The 15,578-nt window shown below is 67.5% G+C and carries 11 protein-coding genes; 1 reads left to right on the top strand and 10 read right to left on the bottom strand.

Translation table 11 applies throughout. From position 1 onward, the window contains the following. Window positions 1-7: 7 nt before the first annotated feature. The 9 genes from GR702_RS14870 to ypfJ all read right to left on the bottom strand — a co-directional run bounded on the left by GR702_RS14870 (window position 8) and on the right by ypfJ (window position 12,186). Window positions 8-2,440, bottom strand: a complete 2,433-nt coding sequence (locus GR702_RS14870; RefSeq protein WP_160986672.1) for a TonB-dependent receptor — start codon at window positions 2,438-2,440, stop codon at window positions 8-10. Window positions 2,441-2,443: 3 nt separating this feature from the next. After that, a complete protein-coding gene (locus tag GR702_RS14875) occupies window positions 2,444-3,424 on the bottom strand; it encodes a FecR family protein (RefSeq protein WP_160986673.1) in 981 nt (326 codons plus the stop codon). A gap of 60 nt (window positions 3,425-3,484) precedes the next feature. Continuing rightward, window positions 3,485-4,006, bottom strand: a complete 522-nt coding sequence (locus GR702_RS14880) for an RNA polymerase sigma factor (protein WP_160986674.1) — start codon at window positions 4,004-4,006, stop codon at window positions 3,485-3,487. Window positions 4,007-4,117: 111 nt separating this feature from the next. After that, window positions 4,118-6,703, bottom strand: a complete 2,586-nt coding sequence (gene ligD / locus GR702_RS14885) for a DNA ligase D (RefSeq protein WP_160986675.1) — start codon at window positions 6,701-6,703, stop codon at window positions 4,118-4,120. A 56-nt stretch (window positions 6,704-6,759) separates the two neighbouring features. Continuing rightward, entirely contained in the window at window positions 6,760-7,728 is a 969-nt protein-coding gene (gene ku / locus GR702_RS14890) for a non-homologous end joining protein Ku (protein ID WP_160986676.1), read from the bottom strand. Window positions 7,729-7,824: 96 nt separating this feature from the next. Further along, window positions 7,825-9,222 carry a UdgX family uracil-DNA binding protein gene (locus GR702_RS14895; RefSeq protein WP_160986677.1) on the bottom strand — a complete coding sequence of 466 codons (1,398 nt, stop codon included), beginning with the start codon at window positions 9,220-9,222 and terminating at the stop codon, window positions 7,825-7,827. Then, the gene (locus tag GR702_RS14900) at window positions 9,219-10,460 is read right to left on the bottom strand and encodes a putative DNA modification/repair radical SAM protein (RefSeq protein ID WP_160986678.1); all 1,242 of its coding nucleotides are present in this window, start codon (window positions 10,458-10,460) and stop codon (window positions 9,219-9,221) included. Before GR702_RS14900 ends, GR702_RS14895 begins: the two co-directional genes overlap by 4 nt. A 150-nt stretch (window positions 10,461-10,610) precedes the next feature. Beyond that, entirely contained in the window at window positions 10,611-11,231 is a 621-nt protein-coding gene (locus tag GR702_RS14905; RefSeq protein ID WP_160986679.1) for a hypothetical protein, read from the bottom strand. A 91-nt stretch (window positions 11,232-11,322) separates the two neighbouring features. After that, complete coding sequence (ypfJ, locus tag GR702_RS14910; RefSeq protein ID WP_160986680.1) at window positions 11,323-12,186, bottom strand: KPN_02809 family neutral zinc metallopeptidase; 864 nt, start codon at window positions 12,184-12,186, stop codon at window positions 11,323-11,325. Window positions 12,187-12,481: 295 nt separating this feature from the next. Between ypfJ and GR702_RS14915 the strand changes: the two genes are divergently transcribed. Next, entirely contained in the window at window positions 12,482-13,999 is a 1,518-nt protein-coding gene (locus GR702_RS14915; RefSeq protein WP_237449727.1) for a M28 family peptidase, read from the top strand. Window positions 14,000-14,057: 58 nt separating this feature from the next. Here GR702_RS14915 and GR702_RS14920 read toward each other — a convergent pair whose 3' ends face one another. Further along, window positions 14,058-15,089 (bottom strand): NAD-dependent epimerase/dehydratase family protein, encoded by a 1,032-nt coding sequence (locus GR702_RS14920; protein WP_160986682.1) that lies wholly within the window; start codon window positions 15,087-15,089, stop codon window positions 14,058-14,060. Window positions 15,090-15,578 lie beyond the last annotated feature (489 nt).

A 15,578-nucleotide genomic window follows, 5' to 3' on the forward strand; every position in this document is an offset into this window, starting at 1 on the left:
CGCGAGCCTAGAAGCGAGCGTCGAGGCCGAGCCGGAGCGTACGCGGACGCAGCGGCGTCACCTGGTCGCGCGCGGTGCCGAAGGGCGTGCCGAGCGAGAAGCGGTTGCCGCGCGAGTTGGTCAGGTTGTCGAGCGAAAGCGTCACGCCGTATCGCCCCGTGCCGACGCGAAGGTCGGCCCCGCTGTCGAGATAGTCACCCTGGGACTGGCCGAGCTCGGGCCCGATGCCAAGGCGCGACTTGCCCACGTAGCTTGCCCAGCCGTTGGCGGTGAGGCGCAGGTCCTCGCTCAGTTCGTGATGCCACCCGATGCCGATCCGCCCCGAGAACTGCGCGATGTTGGGCACCTGCATCGAGCGGGCGAGCGTCGCATCGAGAAGGCTCGTACCCTCCAGTTCCGCCATTGGCACCGCCCGGGCGACCAGCGCGAGCAGTTCCGTGGGCGGCCGGTCTACCTTGCTCTGGTTCCAGGCGGCGCCGGCCTCCACCCGCAGGCCGGTGGCGATCTGCACGCCGCCGGTCAGGCTTGCGGACCAGACACGGCCGTCTCCGATGTTCGCGGTGCTGGGAAGGCCCGAATTGTCGATGAAGTCGGCCTGGATGTCGCGCCAGCGGGTGTAGGAGACACTGGCCGCAATGTCGAAAGTGCCCGCGCCCGGCCGCCCATGGCGCAGGCCGAACTCCCACGTGCCGGTGCGGTCCCCCCGGAAGCGGCGCACGAACTCGCTCTCGATCGCAAAGCCCCCGGGGCGGAAGCCCTCCTGGTAACGCATGTAAAGCGCGGTATCGCTCAGCAGTTCGGCATTGAGCGCCACAGATGGCAGGAACGTCGTCGCCGAGCGGTCCGCCGTCACTTCGGCGCGCGCGAAGGCGATGGCCGGCGCCACGTCCTCGCCCGCGCCGCCAAGCCGGGAGTGAGTGAGGCGTCCGCCCGCCGTGGCGGTGAGGCCGGGGCGCACGCGCAGGCTGCCCTCGGCGTAGAGGGTGAACTCGTCGATGGTGTTGCGCACGCCGGTGGCGGCAGCGGTGGCGAACCCTGTCTCGAACCCGCGCGAGAGGACGGTGCGGTTGTGCGTGTAGCTGGCGCCCACGAGCCAGCCGAAGCCGCCGCGTTCGTCCTGCCACGCGCGGGTTTCGTGCGCGAACATGCGGGTGCGGTTCTCCTGCGAGAACAGGCGCGGCGTGTCGGCGTCGGTGCTGGCGTCGTAGCGCTCTTCGAGGTTCTGGCGGACGAGACCGGTGGTGGAGCGCACCTGCACATCGCCCACGCGCCCGGCGATCACCAGCTGGCCCATCGCATAGTCCGCATCCGAGCCTTCCTGCACGCGGGCATCGCTGGAGAGCGGAGGCTCGCCGTCGCGCGTGGCATACTGGCTGTCCCGCGCGTCGGTGAACTGGCCAAGGGCGATCACGTCCACGGTCCACTCGGGCGCCAGCTGGGCGCGCAGGCTTGCTCGGCCGCCGAGGATGCGGGTGCGGTTGACGTCGTCGCGCCCGAGCCAGGGCTTGTCGATGTAGCCGCCGAGCGTTGCGGCATCGAGATTAGCGCGAAAGGCGATGCCCGGCGTTACCGGCAGGTTGACGATGGCCGCAGCGTCTCCGCCCGGCGCGCCGTCCTGCGTCAGCGATCCGCCCAGCATGACCGAGGCGCTGCTCTCCCCGAAAACCGGGGGGTTGGGCACGAGGCGGATGATGCCGCCGAGCGATCCCGCGCCGTAAAGCGTGCCTTGCGGTCCTTCCAGAACCTCGACGCGGGCCATGTCCGACAGGCGAAGATCGGGATCGGGCGCGTTGTAGGTGAGGCGAAGGTCGCCAAGGTACTGCCCGACGGTCGCCTGCGTGGGGCCAGTGAAGCTGGAATCGGCGATGCCGCGAATGAACAGCTTGTTGCGGCCCGATCCCAGGTGCGTGGACGTGACCGTCGCAATGCGCTGGGTGATCTTCTCGGTCCCGCCGATGCCGCCAGCCTCGAGCGAGGCTCCATCGAGGATCGAGACCTGCCCCGGCAACTGCCCGATGCGCAGATCCCGTTTGGAAGCGATGACGACGATCGGCTCTGCAGGTTCTTGCGGCGGCGGGGTGAACGCAGCCGCCACGGCTGAGGCACTGGCAGCACGAACCGGACGGGGCAGGGCGGGGGTTGCCGCCTCGATGCGCCAGGCACCCGGCGCAACCGCGACGGCGCGCGCCCCGGCGGCGCGGGCAAGGCGGCGCACGGCCTCCTCGGACTTCATCCGGCCGCGAAAGGCGGGCACTATGCGGCGCGCGACTGAGGGATCGGAAATGACGATGCTCGAGCCCGTCTGGCGGGCAAGCTCGATAGCGGCGGCACCTGCCGACCCGGCGCGCGTCGCCACCTCGCCTCCCTTGGCAAGCGCGCTGCCTGGCAATGCCAGGGGCATGGCCGCAAGGACCGCCACTATCGGGAGCGCCCGGCGCATGCCTCAGTCGGAGCCGATCACCCAGCGTCTGCCTTCCGCGCGGACCGAAAGGCCGAGAAGGGGGCCGATCGCGGCGGGATCGGCGCGCAGCGGGCCGATCAGGATCGAGCCCGAGACGGAGGCGCTGCCGCTGCCGGGCGCGGCTGCATAGTCGATCCCCGTCGCGCGGCTGAGGCGATCGGCGACGACGGCGAGCGGAGCCGCGTCGAAGGTCAGGCGTCCTTCGCGCCATTCGCCAACTTGCGCTGCGGGCAGCTTCGAGAGAGTGAGCGTTTCGCCCCGCCCCTCGCGGTGGAGCATTTCGCCGGGCGAGACGCGCAGGTTCGCGCCTTCGGGATCGAACTGCACCGCGCCTTCCGCCACGGCCACGCTGAGCGCATCCGCTTCGCCGCGCTGCACGTCGAAGACCGTACCCACGTCCACGAGCCGTTCGTCTCCCACCATGACCTCGAAGGGGCGGGCCGCGTCGTGACGCACGGTGAACAGCGCCTGGCCTTCCTCCAGCCGGGCGAAACGCCTGTCGCGCCTGTCGAAGGTGATGATCGTGCCTCCCGCGATGTCCACGCTCGTTCCGGCTTCCAGCGAGATCGAACGCGTCTCGCCCGCCCCGGTGCGCAGGGTGTAGAGGTCGCGGCGTTCGGCCTGGAACATCCACAAGGCACCCACCAGCGCGAGGCATGCGGCCACCGCTCCGCCCAGCCACGCGCGCCGCACAGGCCCTGTCCGCGAGAGCGCAGACATGGGTACGTCGTCTGCGTCGTCGTTCGCCGCAGCGGTGCCGGAGCCCACTTCGCCCGAGGCAGGGTGCGCGGCGAGGAGGTCGGCCGCGTCCGAGACGGTGGTCATCACCTCGTCATAGGCAAGGGCATGGGCGGGGTCGGCCTCCAGCCAGAGAGTGAACGCCTCCCAGTCCACGAACGCAGGGTCGCCCGTCCGCACCGCCCAGTCCCGGGCCTGCTGCCGTATCGTGCCGTCACTCGCCATCACGCGCTCCTTCAGCGGTGTAGACGGAGACGATCGCTTTCTCCCTCATCCGGCGCGGCGTCATTTCGCGCGTTCCTTCCATTCCTCGAGCGCCCGGTAGGCCACGCGCAAGTCTCCCTCGACGGTGCTCAGGCTGACGCCAAGCTCAGCGGCGACCGCCTTCTGGGCCACTCCGTCGATCCGGTGGCGGCGGAATACCCGGGTGACGCGCGAACCCAGCCCGTCGAGCAGCGCCAGCACCGTCTGCGCCTCCTGCGCGGCGGAAAGGCGACGTTCGGGTGAAGGCTCGGCCGAGACGCCCGGCGGGTCGTCGGCATGAACTTCGCTCCAGTCCCGGTCGCGCGCATCCGCCTGCCGGGTGGAGCGGAAGCGGTCGATCATCAGCAGGTCCGCCGTGCGGAAGAGATAGGCAAGCGGCGAGGCCACCGGGCCGGGCCGCGCCGCCGCGATCTTCAACCAGACTTCCTGCACCAGATCCTCTGCCGCCTCCCCCGCGCCGCGCGCGCGCAGGAAACGGATCAGCTTCTCCCGGTTCTGGAGAAAGGCCGCTTCAAGTCCGGCGGAGGATGATTCTGCGTTCAAGGGGGCGCTTGGGTTGCTGCGTTCGCCAGCGCAGATAGACCTTCGCGCGACTGCGGGGAAGTACCCGGTGTCGAACGCCTGCCATCGCCGCGAACGAGCGGGGGATGACCGTCAGAACTCGGGGAGGGCCTGGTCGGCGAAACCCCAGCCACGCAGCGCCCGCGCACGTTCGACAAGGCCTTGCGCATCGGCGATGGAATAGGGATGCGCATCCTTTGCGGCGTCGAGCTCGTCCCAGCTGATCGGCACCGCCACCGGAGCCCCGGCCCGGGCTCTTGCGGAATAGGGCAGGACGGCGGTGGCTCCGCGCTGGTTGCGCAGCCAGTCGATGAAGATGCGGCCCTTGCGCTTCGCCTTGCTCATGGTGGCGACGAAGCGGTCCGGCTCGGCCAGGCTCATGGCCTCGGCGAAGCGGCGCGAAAAGTCCTTGTGCACGTCCCAGTCATGCCCGCGGCTGAGAGGGACGACGACGTGCACGCCCTTTCCGCCCGAAAGCATCGCGAAGCTGACCAGCCCGATGTCTGCCAGGTGGGCGCGGATGTCCTTGGCGGCGCGCACGCATTCCTTGAAGTCGAGACCTTCGTCGGGGTCGAGGTCGAAGATCATGCGGTCGGGCTGCTCCACCGCATCGGCGCGGCTGCCCCAGCCGTGAAATTCGATCGTGCCCATCTGCACGCAGGCCACCAGTCCATCGGCATCGGCAAGGTAGAGGTAGTCTTCCGCCCCGCCGTCCTTCTCGCGGATCGGCACATGCGAGACGTGGGGGCCGAAGGAGCCGCTGTCGTGCTTCTGGAAAAAGCACTTCTTCGCGCGCCCCTGCGGACAGCGCACGAGGCTGATCGGCCGGTTCGCTGCGAAGGGCAGCATCAGCGGCGCGATCTGCGCATAGTAGTCGGCAAGGTCGCCCTTGGTCTGGCCGGTCTCCGGAAAGATCTCGCGCTGGCGGTTGGAAACCTGCACCTCGATCGCGGCGACCGGCGCCGGCTGCGGGATTTCCGGCGTGACCGACTTCGCCTGCTTGTCGGTGCGCAGGCCAAGGAAGCTGCCGTGGCGCACGCGGCCCTCGCTCGTCAGTTCAGCAAAGGCGATCTCGGCGACAAGCTTGGGCGTCACCCACGAGGCCCCGCGCGCTTCCGTGCGGTCCACCTCCACGGGGGCGCTCTTGCGGGCGAGCTTGCCGAGTCGCGCGGCCATGTCGGCCAGGCTGTCGGCATCGAAGCCGGTGCCCACCTTGCCGCGATAGACCAGCGTGTCGCCCTCGTACTGCCCCAGAAGCAATGAGGAGAACGGGCGTCCCTTGGCCGTGGAGCGCGACCATCCAACGATCACGAACTCTTGCCGCCGCGTGCACTTGACCTTGACCCAGCTGCGGCTGCGCTTGCCGGAATAGGGCGCATCGATGCGCTTGGCGATGATGCCTTCCTGACCCGCCTTGCACATGGCCTCGTACAGGCTCTCGCCTGCGCCGATCAGGTGATCGGCAACGAAAAGCGGCGGCTCGGCCGCTGCGAGCAGAGCTTCCAGCCTTTCCTTGCGCTCGATCTGCGGCAGCGAGGTAAGGTCCTCGCCGCCCACTTCCAGGAGGTCGAAAGCGTGGAATTCCAGCGCGTCCTTCTCCCCTTGCGCGCCGTGGCCGCGCTTGAGCACGGCCTGAAGACTGGAGAAATCGGGGTTCCCGGCCGCGTTGCGGGCAATCACCTCGCCGTCCACCAGGCAGGGCGGCAGGTCGAGGTCGGCGACCTGCGCTGCCAGCGGCGCGAACTTGTCCGTCCAGTCGAGGCCGCTTCGCGTGTAGACCCGGACGTCCCCGCCCGAAGCCGCGATCAGCGCGCGATAGCCATCGAACTTGATCTCGTGCATCCACAGATTGCCGGTGGGCACCGTGTCGACGAGTGTCGCAAGCTGGACCGGCCGGAACTCCGGCGGTGCAACGGCAGACTTCGTGCGGGGTTTCCTGCCCGGCGGTGCCTTGTTCGGCCCCTTCGCAGGGCTGCTGACGGCGCGGGCCTTGCCGTCAGTGTGGGCCGAGGCGTCGCTCATCGCCTGCGTGAAGGCATCGCCTTTCTTGCCCTTGAGCGATTGCGTGCCAGCCTTGTCCAGCTCGATCTCGGCCATGGTGCGGCCGGTGAGGGCACTGGTGAGGCCCTGTTCGACAAGCGTGTCCCCGGTGCCAGCATGGGCATCGCTCACCTTGCGCAGCAGCCAGTTCTCCCGCTTCTCGCCCGGTCGCCCCTTCATGCGCACCAGCAGCCACTCGCCCTTCATGCGCTCGCCCTCAAGCGTGAAGTGCAGGTGGCCGTGCTCGAGATCGGCAACGCTCTTGCCTTCGATCGGAGCCCAGGTGCCCCGATCCCACAACATCACGGTGCCGCCGCCGTATTCTCCCTGAGGTATGATCCCCTCGAAGCCGCCATAAGCGAGCGGGTGGTCCTCGGTGCGCACCGCCAGCCTCTTGTCCGAGGGATCGGCGCTCGGGCCCTTGGTCACCGCCCAGGATTTCAGGACCCCGTCCACCTCGAGGCGAAAATCCCAGTGCAGGCGGCGGGCCGCGTGCTTCTGGACGACGAAGCTGTTGCTGCGGGGATCCTTGCCGACGCGCCGCTTCGCTCCCTTGCCGGAAGGCTCAGCCGTCCTCGTGAAGTCGCGCTTGCGGTTGTATTCGGCGAGCAGGTCCTCGCCGGGATCGGCCTTGCTCACGTCCCGCTCTCCTGCCCTTGATCGAGGCGGATGGCCCGCTTACCCGCGCGCACGGGTCAGGCGCTCTTGCGCGCGCGTGCGGCGGGAGCCTTTCTCGCCGGGGCCTTGCGCGCGGCGGTGGGCTTGGCGGGCGTATCCTTGCCCTCCTTCGTGGACGCCTCTTTCGGGGGAGCCTTCTTCGCTGCGGTCTTCGAGGAAGCCCTGGCCGGCGTCGTCTTGCTCTCCGAAGCGTTGGCCGTCCCCCCAACCGACTTGCGAAGCGCCGCCATCAGGTCGATGACGTTGCTGCCCGCGCGGGACGGCTCCTCCACATCCTCGAGAATGCGCTTGTTGCTTCTGGACTTCGCCTTCTTGTCGATCAGGCGGTGAAGCGCATCGACATACCGGTCGTGGAACTCGGCGGGTTTGAACGGCGCGGTCTTCTTGTCGATGAGCGCGGTTGCAAGGTCCAGAAGATCGGCGTCAGGCTTGGCGTCCTCGATCTCGCGGAAATAGCCTTGCGCCTTGTGCACTTCGTCGGCGTAGCGCAGCACCTCAAGCACCAGGCCGCGTCCGCACGGCTTGATCGATACCAGCTGCTCGCGCCCGCGAACCGCCAGCTGGCCAAGGCCCACCTTGCGGCTGGCACGCAGCGCCTCGCGAAGGACGATATAGGCTTCCTCGGCCAGATCGTCCGCCGGAACGACGAAGTAGGGCTTCTCGTAATAGAGCACGTCGATCTCGTCCGCATCGACGAACTGGACGAGCTCCAGCGTCTTGCGGCTTTCGATCTTGACCGCCTCGATCTCCTCCTCGTCGAGAAGAACGTAGCTGCCTTTGGAGACTTCGTAGCCCTTGATGATCTCGTCGCGGTCCACCGGCCCGACGCCGGGCGCGACCTTCTCGTACCGGATGCGCTGGCCGCTGGGTTCGTGGATCTGGTGGAACGAAATCGCGGCGCCGGACCGCGTGGCCGGGTAGACCTCGATCGGGATCGAAACGAGAGCCAGTCGGATCTGGCCCTTCCAATAGGCGCGTGCGGGCATGAGCGGTTCCTTCCGCCGGAAAAAGCGGCGGAAGGGCGGGGTGGTTCCCAAGTTGCGGAAAAGCGACGGAGCGGTTTGCAGAGTGGGTGGACGGCCTCAGCCGCGCAGCATCCTTGCGAGCCCTGCAAGATCCTCGGCGAAGCGGCCATGCTCGCGCTCGCGCGCCTCGCCGTCCAGCCGCAGCAGGTAGCTGGGGTGAGCGGTGAGCCATACCTTGGTGCCGTCCGGCTGGGCGATCGCCTGTCCGCGCTCCTTGCCGATCGAAGGCGTGCGTCCCAGCAGCCCGCGCGCGCCGCTGGCGCCAAGCGCGAGAATGACCTTCGGCCTCAGCAGCGCGCGCTCTCCATCCAGCCACCAGCGACAGATGTCGATTTCCCCCGCCGTCGGGGTCTGGTGGAGACGCCGCTTGCCCCGGGGCGTGAACTTGAAGTGCTTGACCGCATTGGTGACGTAGGCGGCTTGGCGGTCCACGCCGGCTTCACCGAGCGCGCGGTCGAGCAGTTGGCCTGCCGGGCCGACGAACGGGCGATGCTCGCGCTCCTCGGTGTCGCCGGGCTGTTCGCCCACGATCATGAGATCGGCATTGGCCGGGCCTTCCCCCATGACCGCGCGCGTCCCGTTGCAGCCGATGGCGCAGCGCCTGCATGCCTCGATGCCACCGGCGATGGCCGCAAGGCTGGGGGGGGCGGCTTCCTCGAACAGGCTGGCGCCGGTGGCGATCATCGCGGCCTCGCGTTGCTGGGCCCCGGCGATCAGATCGGGGATCTGGCGCGCCTCGGGCAGGTTCTTCCAGTATCGGCGCGGCATTTCCCGCAGCATCATGCCGACTTTCAGCCGCGCCGGGTTGAAGATCGAACGATAGTAGCCGAGCCAGAGTTCCTCCGCCGCATCCTGCGATGGCGCATCGCCGCGCGATGCCGGCGGTCCTTCGAGCAGGGCGGCACCGTCCCAGTGAAGCGACAGGCGCGGCGTCAGGATTGACCAGCGCTGGCTGGCGAAGCGGTTGACGAAGAAGTCCGCGTTGGCGCGCTCGATCCTGTGGTCGGGCTCGAACCAGGCGACATAGCGTTCGGTCCCGTCCTCGTCAGTGACGGAGCGGAAGCGAACGAAGGCGCGCATCTTGTGAATGTCGCGGCGAACCTGCTTTGCCAGCCGTTCCAGCGCCGCCACGTCGCCGTCGGCGGCGTCGTCCAGCAGTCGGGGCTGCTCCTGCAGGCGCCATAGAACGCGGTACAGCAAGGCGAGCCGGCCCGGATCGCTGTGAAGGATGGCCTTGCGAGCAAGATCCATGAACGCCCGGCTGGCGCGCACCTGCCGCTCGGGCGCTGCCGAGGCCGGGGCAGGGGCAGGCGCAGGCGCGGCGAACAGATCGCGCGGGCCATCCGCTTCCGCCCACCTGGCTTCGTGGGGCGGAACGCCGAGCGCGACCAGCCGCCGTGCCTCGGCGCGCCAGGCCTCGAAGTCATCGGGCTCGGCAAGGTCGACCGCGATCACCCGAACAGTTCCATCTGCTTTGCCGGAGGCGTGAGACGGGCACGCAGGTCAGCGCGGTCGGTGAGGAGCGTAGGGCGCCAATCCGCCGTGACAATGAAAGGCCGCAGCTTGGCGACCGAGTTCGTCATGCGCGCCACATCCTCAAGCCGGATGGTGCGGTGCCGCCGCGCGCTCAGCAGCGCGGCGATGGCCTTGGTGCCAAGACCGGGCACGCGCAGCAGATCCTCGCGCGGGGCACGGTTGAGATCGACCGGGAAGCGCTCCCGGAACTTGAGCGCCCAGGCCAGCTTGGGATCGATGTCGAGCGGCAGCATACCGTTCGCCTCGGTCGCCTGCTGCACCTCATGCGGCGCGAAGCCATAGAAGCGCATCAGCCAGTCCGACTGGTAGAGGCGGTGTTCGCGCATGAGCGGCGGACGTTTCAGCGGCAGGACGGCGCTCGCCTCGGGGATCGGGCTGAAGGCCGAGTAGTAGACGCGGCGCAGCGAAAAACGATCGTAGAGCGTGCTCGCCTTGCCCACGATGTCGGCATCGCTGGCCCCGTCGGCGCCCACGATCATCTGTGTGGACTGCCCTGCCGGGGCGAAGCGCGGCGCGCGGCGAAATCGCTTCTGCGCGTCCTTGGCCTCGACGATAGCCGAGGAGAGATTGCCCATCGCCCCTTCGATCTGCGTCCCGTTCTTGTCCGGAGCCAGTCGGGCAAGTCCGGCGTCGGTGGGCAGTTCGACGTTGATGGACACGCGGTCTGCCCAGAGGCCCGCCTGCGCCACAAGCTCGGGATCGGCTTCCGGAATGGTCTTGAGGTGAATGTACCCGCGGAAATCGTGCTCCTCGCGCAGGATCCTCGCAACTTCGATCAGCTGCTCCATCGTATGGCTGGAGGACTTGATGATGCCGGAGGAGAGGAACAGGCCTTCGATGTAGTTGCGCCGATAGAACGAGAGCGTGAGGTCCACCACCTCCTGCGGCGTGAAGCGCGCGCGGCGCACGTTCGAGCTCTTGCGGTTGATGCAGTAATGGCAGTCGAAGATGCAGTGGTTGGTCAGCAGCAGCTTAAGCAGCGAGATGCAGCGTCCGTCCGGCGCATAGGCATGGCAGATGCCCATGCCCTCGGTCGAGCCAAGCCCCTTGCCGTCACGACTGTCGCGCTTGGACGTGCCCGACGAGGCGCACGAAGCGTCGTACTTGGCGGCATCGGCGAGAATCTCGAGCCGCTCCATGACAGAGGTCTTGGACATGAAGTTCTTATTATGTTCTAAGGTCTTCCGGTTCAAGTCCATTCGGCATGGAAGGCGGGAAAAGCGCGATTAGCCGGATTTGCGGGGCAGTCGCCGATGCCCAAACGTGGCTGACACGCCACGTCTGCCCACCGCTTTGTTTGCGCAACCTTACTTCTTGGGAGCGGGCTGCTGGGCGTCCGGTTCCGACTTGAACGCCAGTTCGCCCTTGTCGGACTTCTTCTTCGACTTGCCGGAGTCCATTTTCTCGACATGGGCCTGCACGACCTGCTCGGTAGCGGGAGACGCGGGATAGCGGCAGCCTTTCGCCGCGCCGACGCCCTTGAGGAAACCGCGGCGGGTGAGGCCCGCCTGGATCGCGGCGTTGACCTTGCGGTCCTGCGCGTTGGCGCCCGACACTTCGCGGATTATGCCCCGGAAGGGGATGAACGAGGCGACCACCCACTTGCCCACGCGGCCGGCGCTGATCCGGTCGCGCTCGGACGCGGGGAGGTCGATGTCGGGGCCCAGCACTTCGTCGAGTTCCTGGATCGCGCCGGCAAGCTGACGGCACTTGCCAAGACCCTTGAGGTCGTAGGGCTGGGCCGTGGCCGAAACCAGCAGCGGCGGGATCTCGCCGTCGCGGCCGACGTTGAGGTCGTCGATCGGCGTTTTCGCCACATCCATCGCATCGGGGTCGCGATTGGTGATCGCCTTGTCCTGCTGCCCCGCCATGGCCGGCGTCGCGAGCATGCTTGCTGCCACCAAAGTGCCGACCATAACCCTGCGCATTTCGTTCCTCCTGCTTGCCCCTGTTACAGGAGCGTCAAAACCGTGCAGACGCCCGGCCCGGCGCGATATTCCGCCACCGGGCCGGCTGATGTCATCTTACTGCAGAGAACGTGTCACATGCATCCTCGTTCCCGGTTTCAAGGCCGGTTTTCAACCATTTCATGCGCTCTGCACTCGAGCCGTGCGTGAAGCTTTCCGGGTTCACCGCCTGTCCCGCGCTCTTCATCAGCGTATCGTCTCCGATGGCCGCGGCGGCGGTCATGCCTTCTTCCATGTCGCCCGATTCGATGAGCTCGCGGTTCCTGCCGGCCCATACCCCGGCATAGCAGTCCGCCTGAAGCTCCATTTTGACCTGAAGCGCGTTCGCCTGCGAGGGATTGCGCTCCTGCTCGCGCCGGACCTGCGCGTTGAGGCCCAGCATGTGCTGGACATGATGGCCGTACTCGTGCGCCATGACGTAGTAGCGCGCGAAGTCGCCTCCCGCGCCGAGCTGGCGGTCAAGTTGGTCGTAGAAGCTGGTGTCGATGTAGATGCCCTGGTCGGCGGGGCAGTAGAAGGGACCCATCGCGCTTTGCGCCGCGCCGCAGCCGCTGCGGGTCCCGCCAGTGTAGAAGTTCAGCGTCGGCTGCTCGAAGGCGATGTTCGCCTGCTGGAACAGCGGCTGCCAGGTGCGGTTGAGCGAATCGAGCGCGTTGCACGATTCGAGCGCATAGGCGTTGGCCTCGCAGATCTGCGTAGTGTCCTGCGGTCCCGTCGGAGCGGAAGGCGCGGAGGTCTGCTGCTGCACACCCTGCAGCGTGCCCAGCATCTGCCCCGGATCCACGCCGAAGACGAGGGAGCCGATCAGCACGAGCACGAGCGACCCACAGCCCAGCTTGCCGCCGCCACCTCCCGGGAAGCCGCCTCCGCCGCTCGACACGCGAATGTTGGAGGGATCGAACCTGTCTAGCCGCATTTACCCGGGTGTCCTTCCCACATGATGGCGTCGCCCGGCACTGGCCGGGAATATTGGTGTCACGAGTGGACAATTCGCAAGCGCGGCCCTCGTTCCGGCGCACGGGTGCGGGCGCGAAGGCTCGGCCGGACGGGGTGGCAGGCGGCCAGTGTTGCAAGAGCGCGTCAGGTCGGCGGCAGCTTTGTCCAAAAGGTGCTGAACGCTCCGTTAGGGCTGAGATTTTGCAACCGCCTGCGCATTTGTATCGTATAGGTGGGCGACAATGATGGCGGGCAGTTTGCGAACAGGGATTTCGATGCGCAGGACCTCGGCGGTGTGCGTAGCCGTTGCATGCGTGCTCGGCACGCTGCCCTTTGCCGTTGCTCATGCTGCAGCGCCGAGCCGCGCCGACCGTGAGCTAGAGGCGCGGCTGCGCCACCACATCGAAACGCTTGCCAGCGATGACTTCGATGGCCGGGAACCGGGGACGGACGGCGAGGCGAAGACGCTGCGCTATCTTGCGAAACAATGGTTCGAGATCGGCCTTGTGTCGGGCACCAACGATCCGGGGAACGAGTGGTTCGCCCCCGTCACGCTCGTCGCGCGGACGCCCGCGAACGGCACCGCGCAGTTCCTGCGGCGTGGCCATCGCGCTGCGGTTCCCGCCTCGGACGTGCTGGTGCTGACCTCGGGCAAGCGCAGCCTGGTGCGCAATGCGCCGCTCCTGTTCCTGGGGCGCGCGCGCGGGCAGGACTTCAGCCGCACCGAGCTCGCCGGGCGCATCGCTGTCGTCTTGGACGGGGAGACCCCCGACAGCGCGCGCCAGAACGCGCTTCTCGCCCTGGGCGCTTCGGCCGTGCTCACCGTGCTCGATGGCGACCGCAGCATGGGCGAGGTCGCCGCACGGCGCCAGCGCACCGGCTATGCTCTCTCGGAAGATTCGCTTGGCGGCGATCTCGAGGCTTTCGTCGGGCGCGAGACGATGGAAGCGCTGCTGAAGGGCACTTCGCATAGCCTCGCCTCGCTCGAAACGGCGGCGGCCGAGCCGGACTTCGTGCCGATGATGCTCGACGTCACGGCCACGCTCGAGGCGACGACCGACGAGACGACGATCCGCACGCACAATCTCATCGGCCGCCTGCCCGGGCGCAACCGGCAGGCGGGAGCGGTCCTCTATGTCGCGCACTGGGACCATTTCGGAGAATGCGGCGAAGGGCCCGCCGAGGACATCATCTGCAACGGCGCCATCGACAATGCGAGCGGCGTGGCTGCGCTGACCGAAGTGGCGCGCCGGCTTGCGCGGGCCCCGCAGATGGACCGCGACGTCTATTTCCTCGCGACGACGGCGGAGGAAGTGGGCCTGCTGGGCGCCCATGCCTTCGCCGACAATCCGCCGCTTCCGCTCGAGAAGATCGTCGCGGCCTTCAACATCGATTCGATCGCCATCGCTCCCCGGCGCACGCCTTTCGCCATCGTCGGGCGTGGGATGACCGGGCTCGACCGCGACATCGCCCGGGTCGCCAAGGCAGAAGGCTTCAAGCTGCGCGAGAACGACGAGGCCAACGAGTTCGTGAAGCGGCAGGACGGCTGGGCGCTTCTCCAGCACGACATTCCCGCCGTCATGGTGACGACGGCCTATGGCAACATCGACCTCATGCGCGCCTTCTTCGATGGCGACTATCATCGGCCCAGCGACGATCTCTCCCACCCCTTGAAGCTGGAAGGGGCGGTTGACGACGTAAAGATGCTGACGGCGCTGGGCCGATGGTTCTCGGACGCGCGGCGCGTGCCCTCGGGCGCGGCGTCGGCGGCCAAGGTTTCGGCAGGCAAGTGACCCCCGGCAGGCGCATGCGGGAGCAGAGCGCCGGCCCGGGCGCTAAGGTCGCAGGCAGTCAGCGAGGGGCGCTGTCGGCGACGTAGAGGCCGTTGATGAATTCATCCACCGCGGGATGGATGCCGCGCGCGATCAGGGTCGTTCTGTCCTTCACCGGCTGCCAGCCCAGGATCTGCTCGGTCTGGCTGGAATCGTAGCTCGCCCGGTGGGCACGACACTGCCAGTCGTGCAGGCTGGCGACGCGGCGATTGGGATGACGGATGAGCGTCTTCACGCATTCCTTCAGCGCCTCTCCGGCCCAGAACAGCACGATCGGGTGCGCGCGGTACGAGACCGCCGGTAGAGCCCGCGCGGCGACTGCCTCCATATACTCGCGGGCGGAGAGAGCGGGCGGGGCGGATACCAGCAGGGTTCGCCCGGCAGCGGCCTGGTTCCCGAGCGCCAGGACGAAGGCCTCGGCGGCGTCCTCCACCAGGACGAAGGGAAGCCGATGATCGCCCCGGCCCCAGAATCGGACTTTGAGGGCGGAAGTGAAGTGGCCGACGCCGCGATGGGCGGGCGATGCGCCCCGGCCGATGGTGAGCCCTAGCCGAAATATCGTCACCCGAAGACCATCCCGCCCGTCCAGCTTCATCAGCGCCTGCTCGCAGGCGGCCTTGGCGCGGGCGTAGTGGTTGCGTCGGGCGATGAAGGGGTCCGCGCCCGTGTCCCCCGTCACGCGCGACCATGCATAAGCCGAATCGTAAAGGTCGATGCTGCTGGCGAAGAAGAACTGGCGCACGCCGGCCCGCGCCGCGCTTTCGGCGATTCCAATGGTTGGAGCGACGACGCCCGACGCATATTCCTGCCAGTTGCTGCCGACCGGATTGGCAAGGTGGTATAACGCGTCGACCCCTTCGAGGCATTTCCCGGTGATCGCCGGATCGCGAAAGTCGCCAAGAACGTGCTCGGCGCCGGGAATGGGCGCATGGGGGGCGGTGCGGGCCAGTATGCGAACTTCAACATCCTCGCGCATCAGTCTGGCGACGATATGCCGGGCGATGAAGCTGCCGCCGCCGATGACCAGGACCGTCTTTCGCTTGCAGGACATCGGCAAACTCCTTGCAGCAATGATTAGTTAACCGAATAAATCCACGTCGCGTGATCTTGGACAAGTCCCTCATCCAGTATGCTGAGAAGCCACCAGTGCGGCGTGTTGAATGGGTACGTCTTGCGTCATGCCCGGTAATTCTTGGACAGGCGGCGCAATCATTGTGGGCAAAGCGTGCTTCAGGCGGCGAAATGACGTGCCTTGCACGTTCAAACGAGCACCCGCTTGACAAATATAACCAATAAGGTTATAAGCCGCACCATCCTTTGGCCGAGGTACACGGCTGGAGGATCATCGGGTCGGCATCGTGGGCACAAGGCCCCCGTGTGCCACCGGAAGCGTTCATCCGCCTGCTCCTCTTTTTAGCAGCCCGCTGCCGAAGTCGATTTTTCGGGACGGCGCTCAGCCCGGCCCCGCAGACATGATGATCAGCAGCACGCCGGCTTCGGCTGCGACTTGGCCGACGAGGGCGAAGATCAGCGCGTTTTC

This window comes from Novosphingobium silvae (assembly GCF_009856825.1).
Classification (GTDB): Bacteria; Pseudomonadota; Alphaproteobacteria; order Sphingomonadales; family Sphingomonadaceae; genus Novosphingobium; species Novosphingobium silvae.

Excerpts from the sequence above, each read along its gene's own strand:
- GR702_RS14870 (WP_160986672.1), bottom strand. The coding sequence starts at position 2,440 with ATGCGCCGGGCGCTCCCGATAGTGGCGGTCCTTGCGGCCATGCCCCTG.
- GR702_RS14875 (WP_160986673.1), bottom strand. The coding sequence starts at position 3,424 with ATGGCGAGTGACGGCACGATACGGCAGCAGGCCCGGGACTGGGCGGTG.
- ku (WP_160986676.1), bottom strand. The coding sequence starts at position 7,728 with ATGCCCGCACGCGCCTATTGGAAGGGCCAGATCCGACTGGCTCTCGTT.
- GR702_RS14900 (WP_160986678.1), bottom strand. The coding sequence starts at position 10,460 with ATGTCCAAGACCTCTGTCATGGAGCGGCTCGAGATTCTCGCCGATGCC.
- GR702_RS14905 (WP_160986679.1), bottom strand. The coding sequence starts at position 11,231 with ATGCGCAGGGTTATGGTCGGCACTTTGGTGGCAGCAAGCATGCTCGCG.
- ypfJ (WP_160986680.1), bottom strand. The coding sequence starts at position 12,186 with ATGCGGCTAGACAGGTTCGATCCCTCCAACATTCGCGTGTCGAGCGGC.
- GR702_RS14915 (WP_237449727.1), top strand. The coding sequence starts at position 12,482 with ATGCGCAGGACCTCGGCGGTGTGCGTAGCCGTTGCATGCGTGCTCGGC.
- GR702_RS14920 (WP_160986682.1), bottom strand. The coding sequence starts at position 15,089 with ATGTCCTGCAAGCGAAAGACGGTCCTGGTCATCGGCGGCGGCAGCTTC.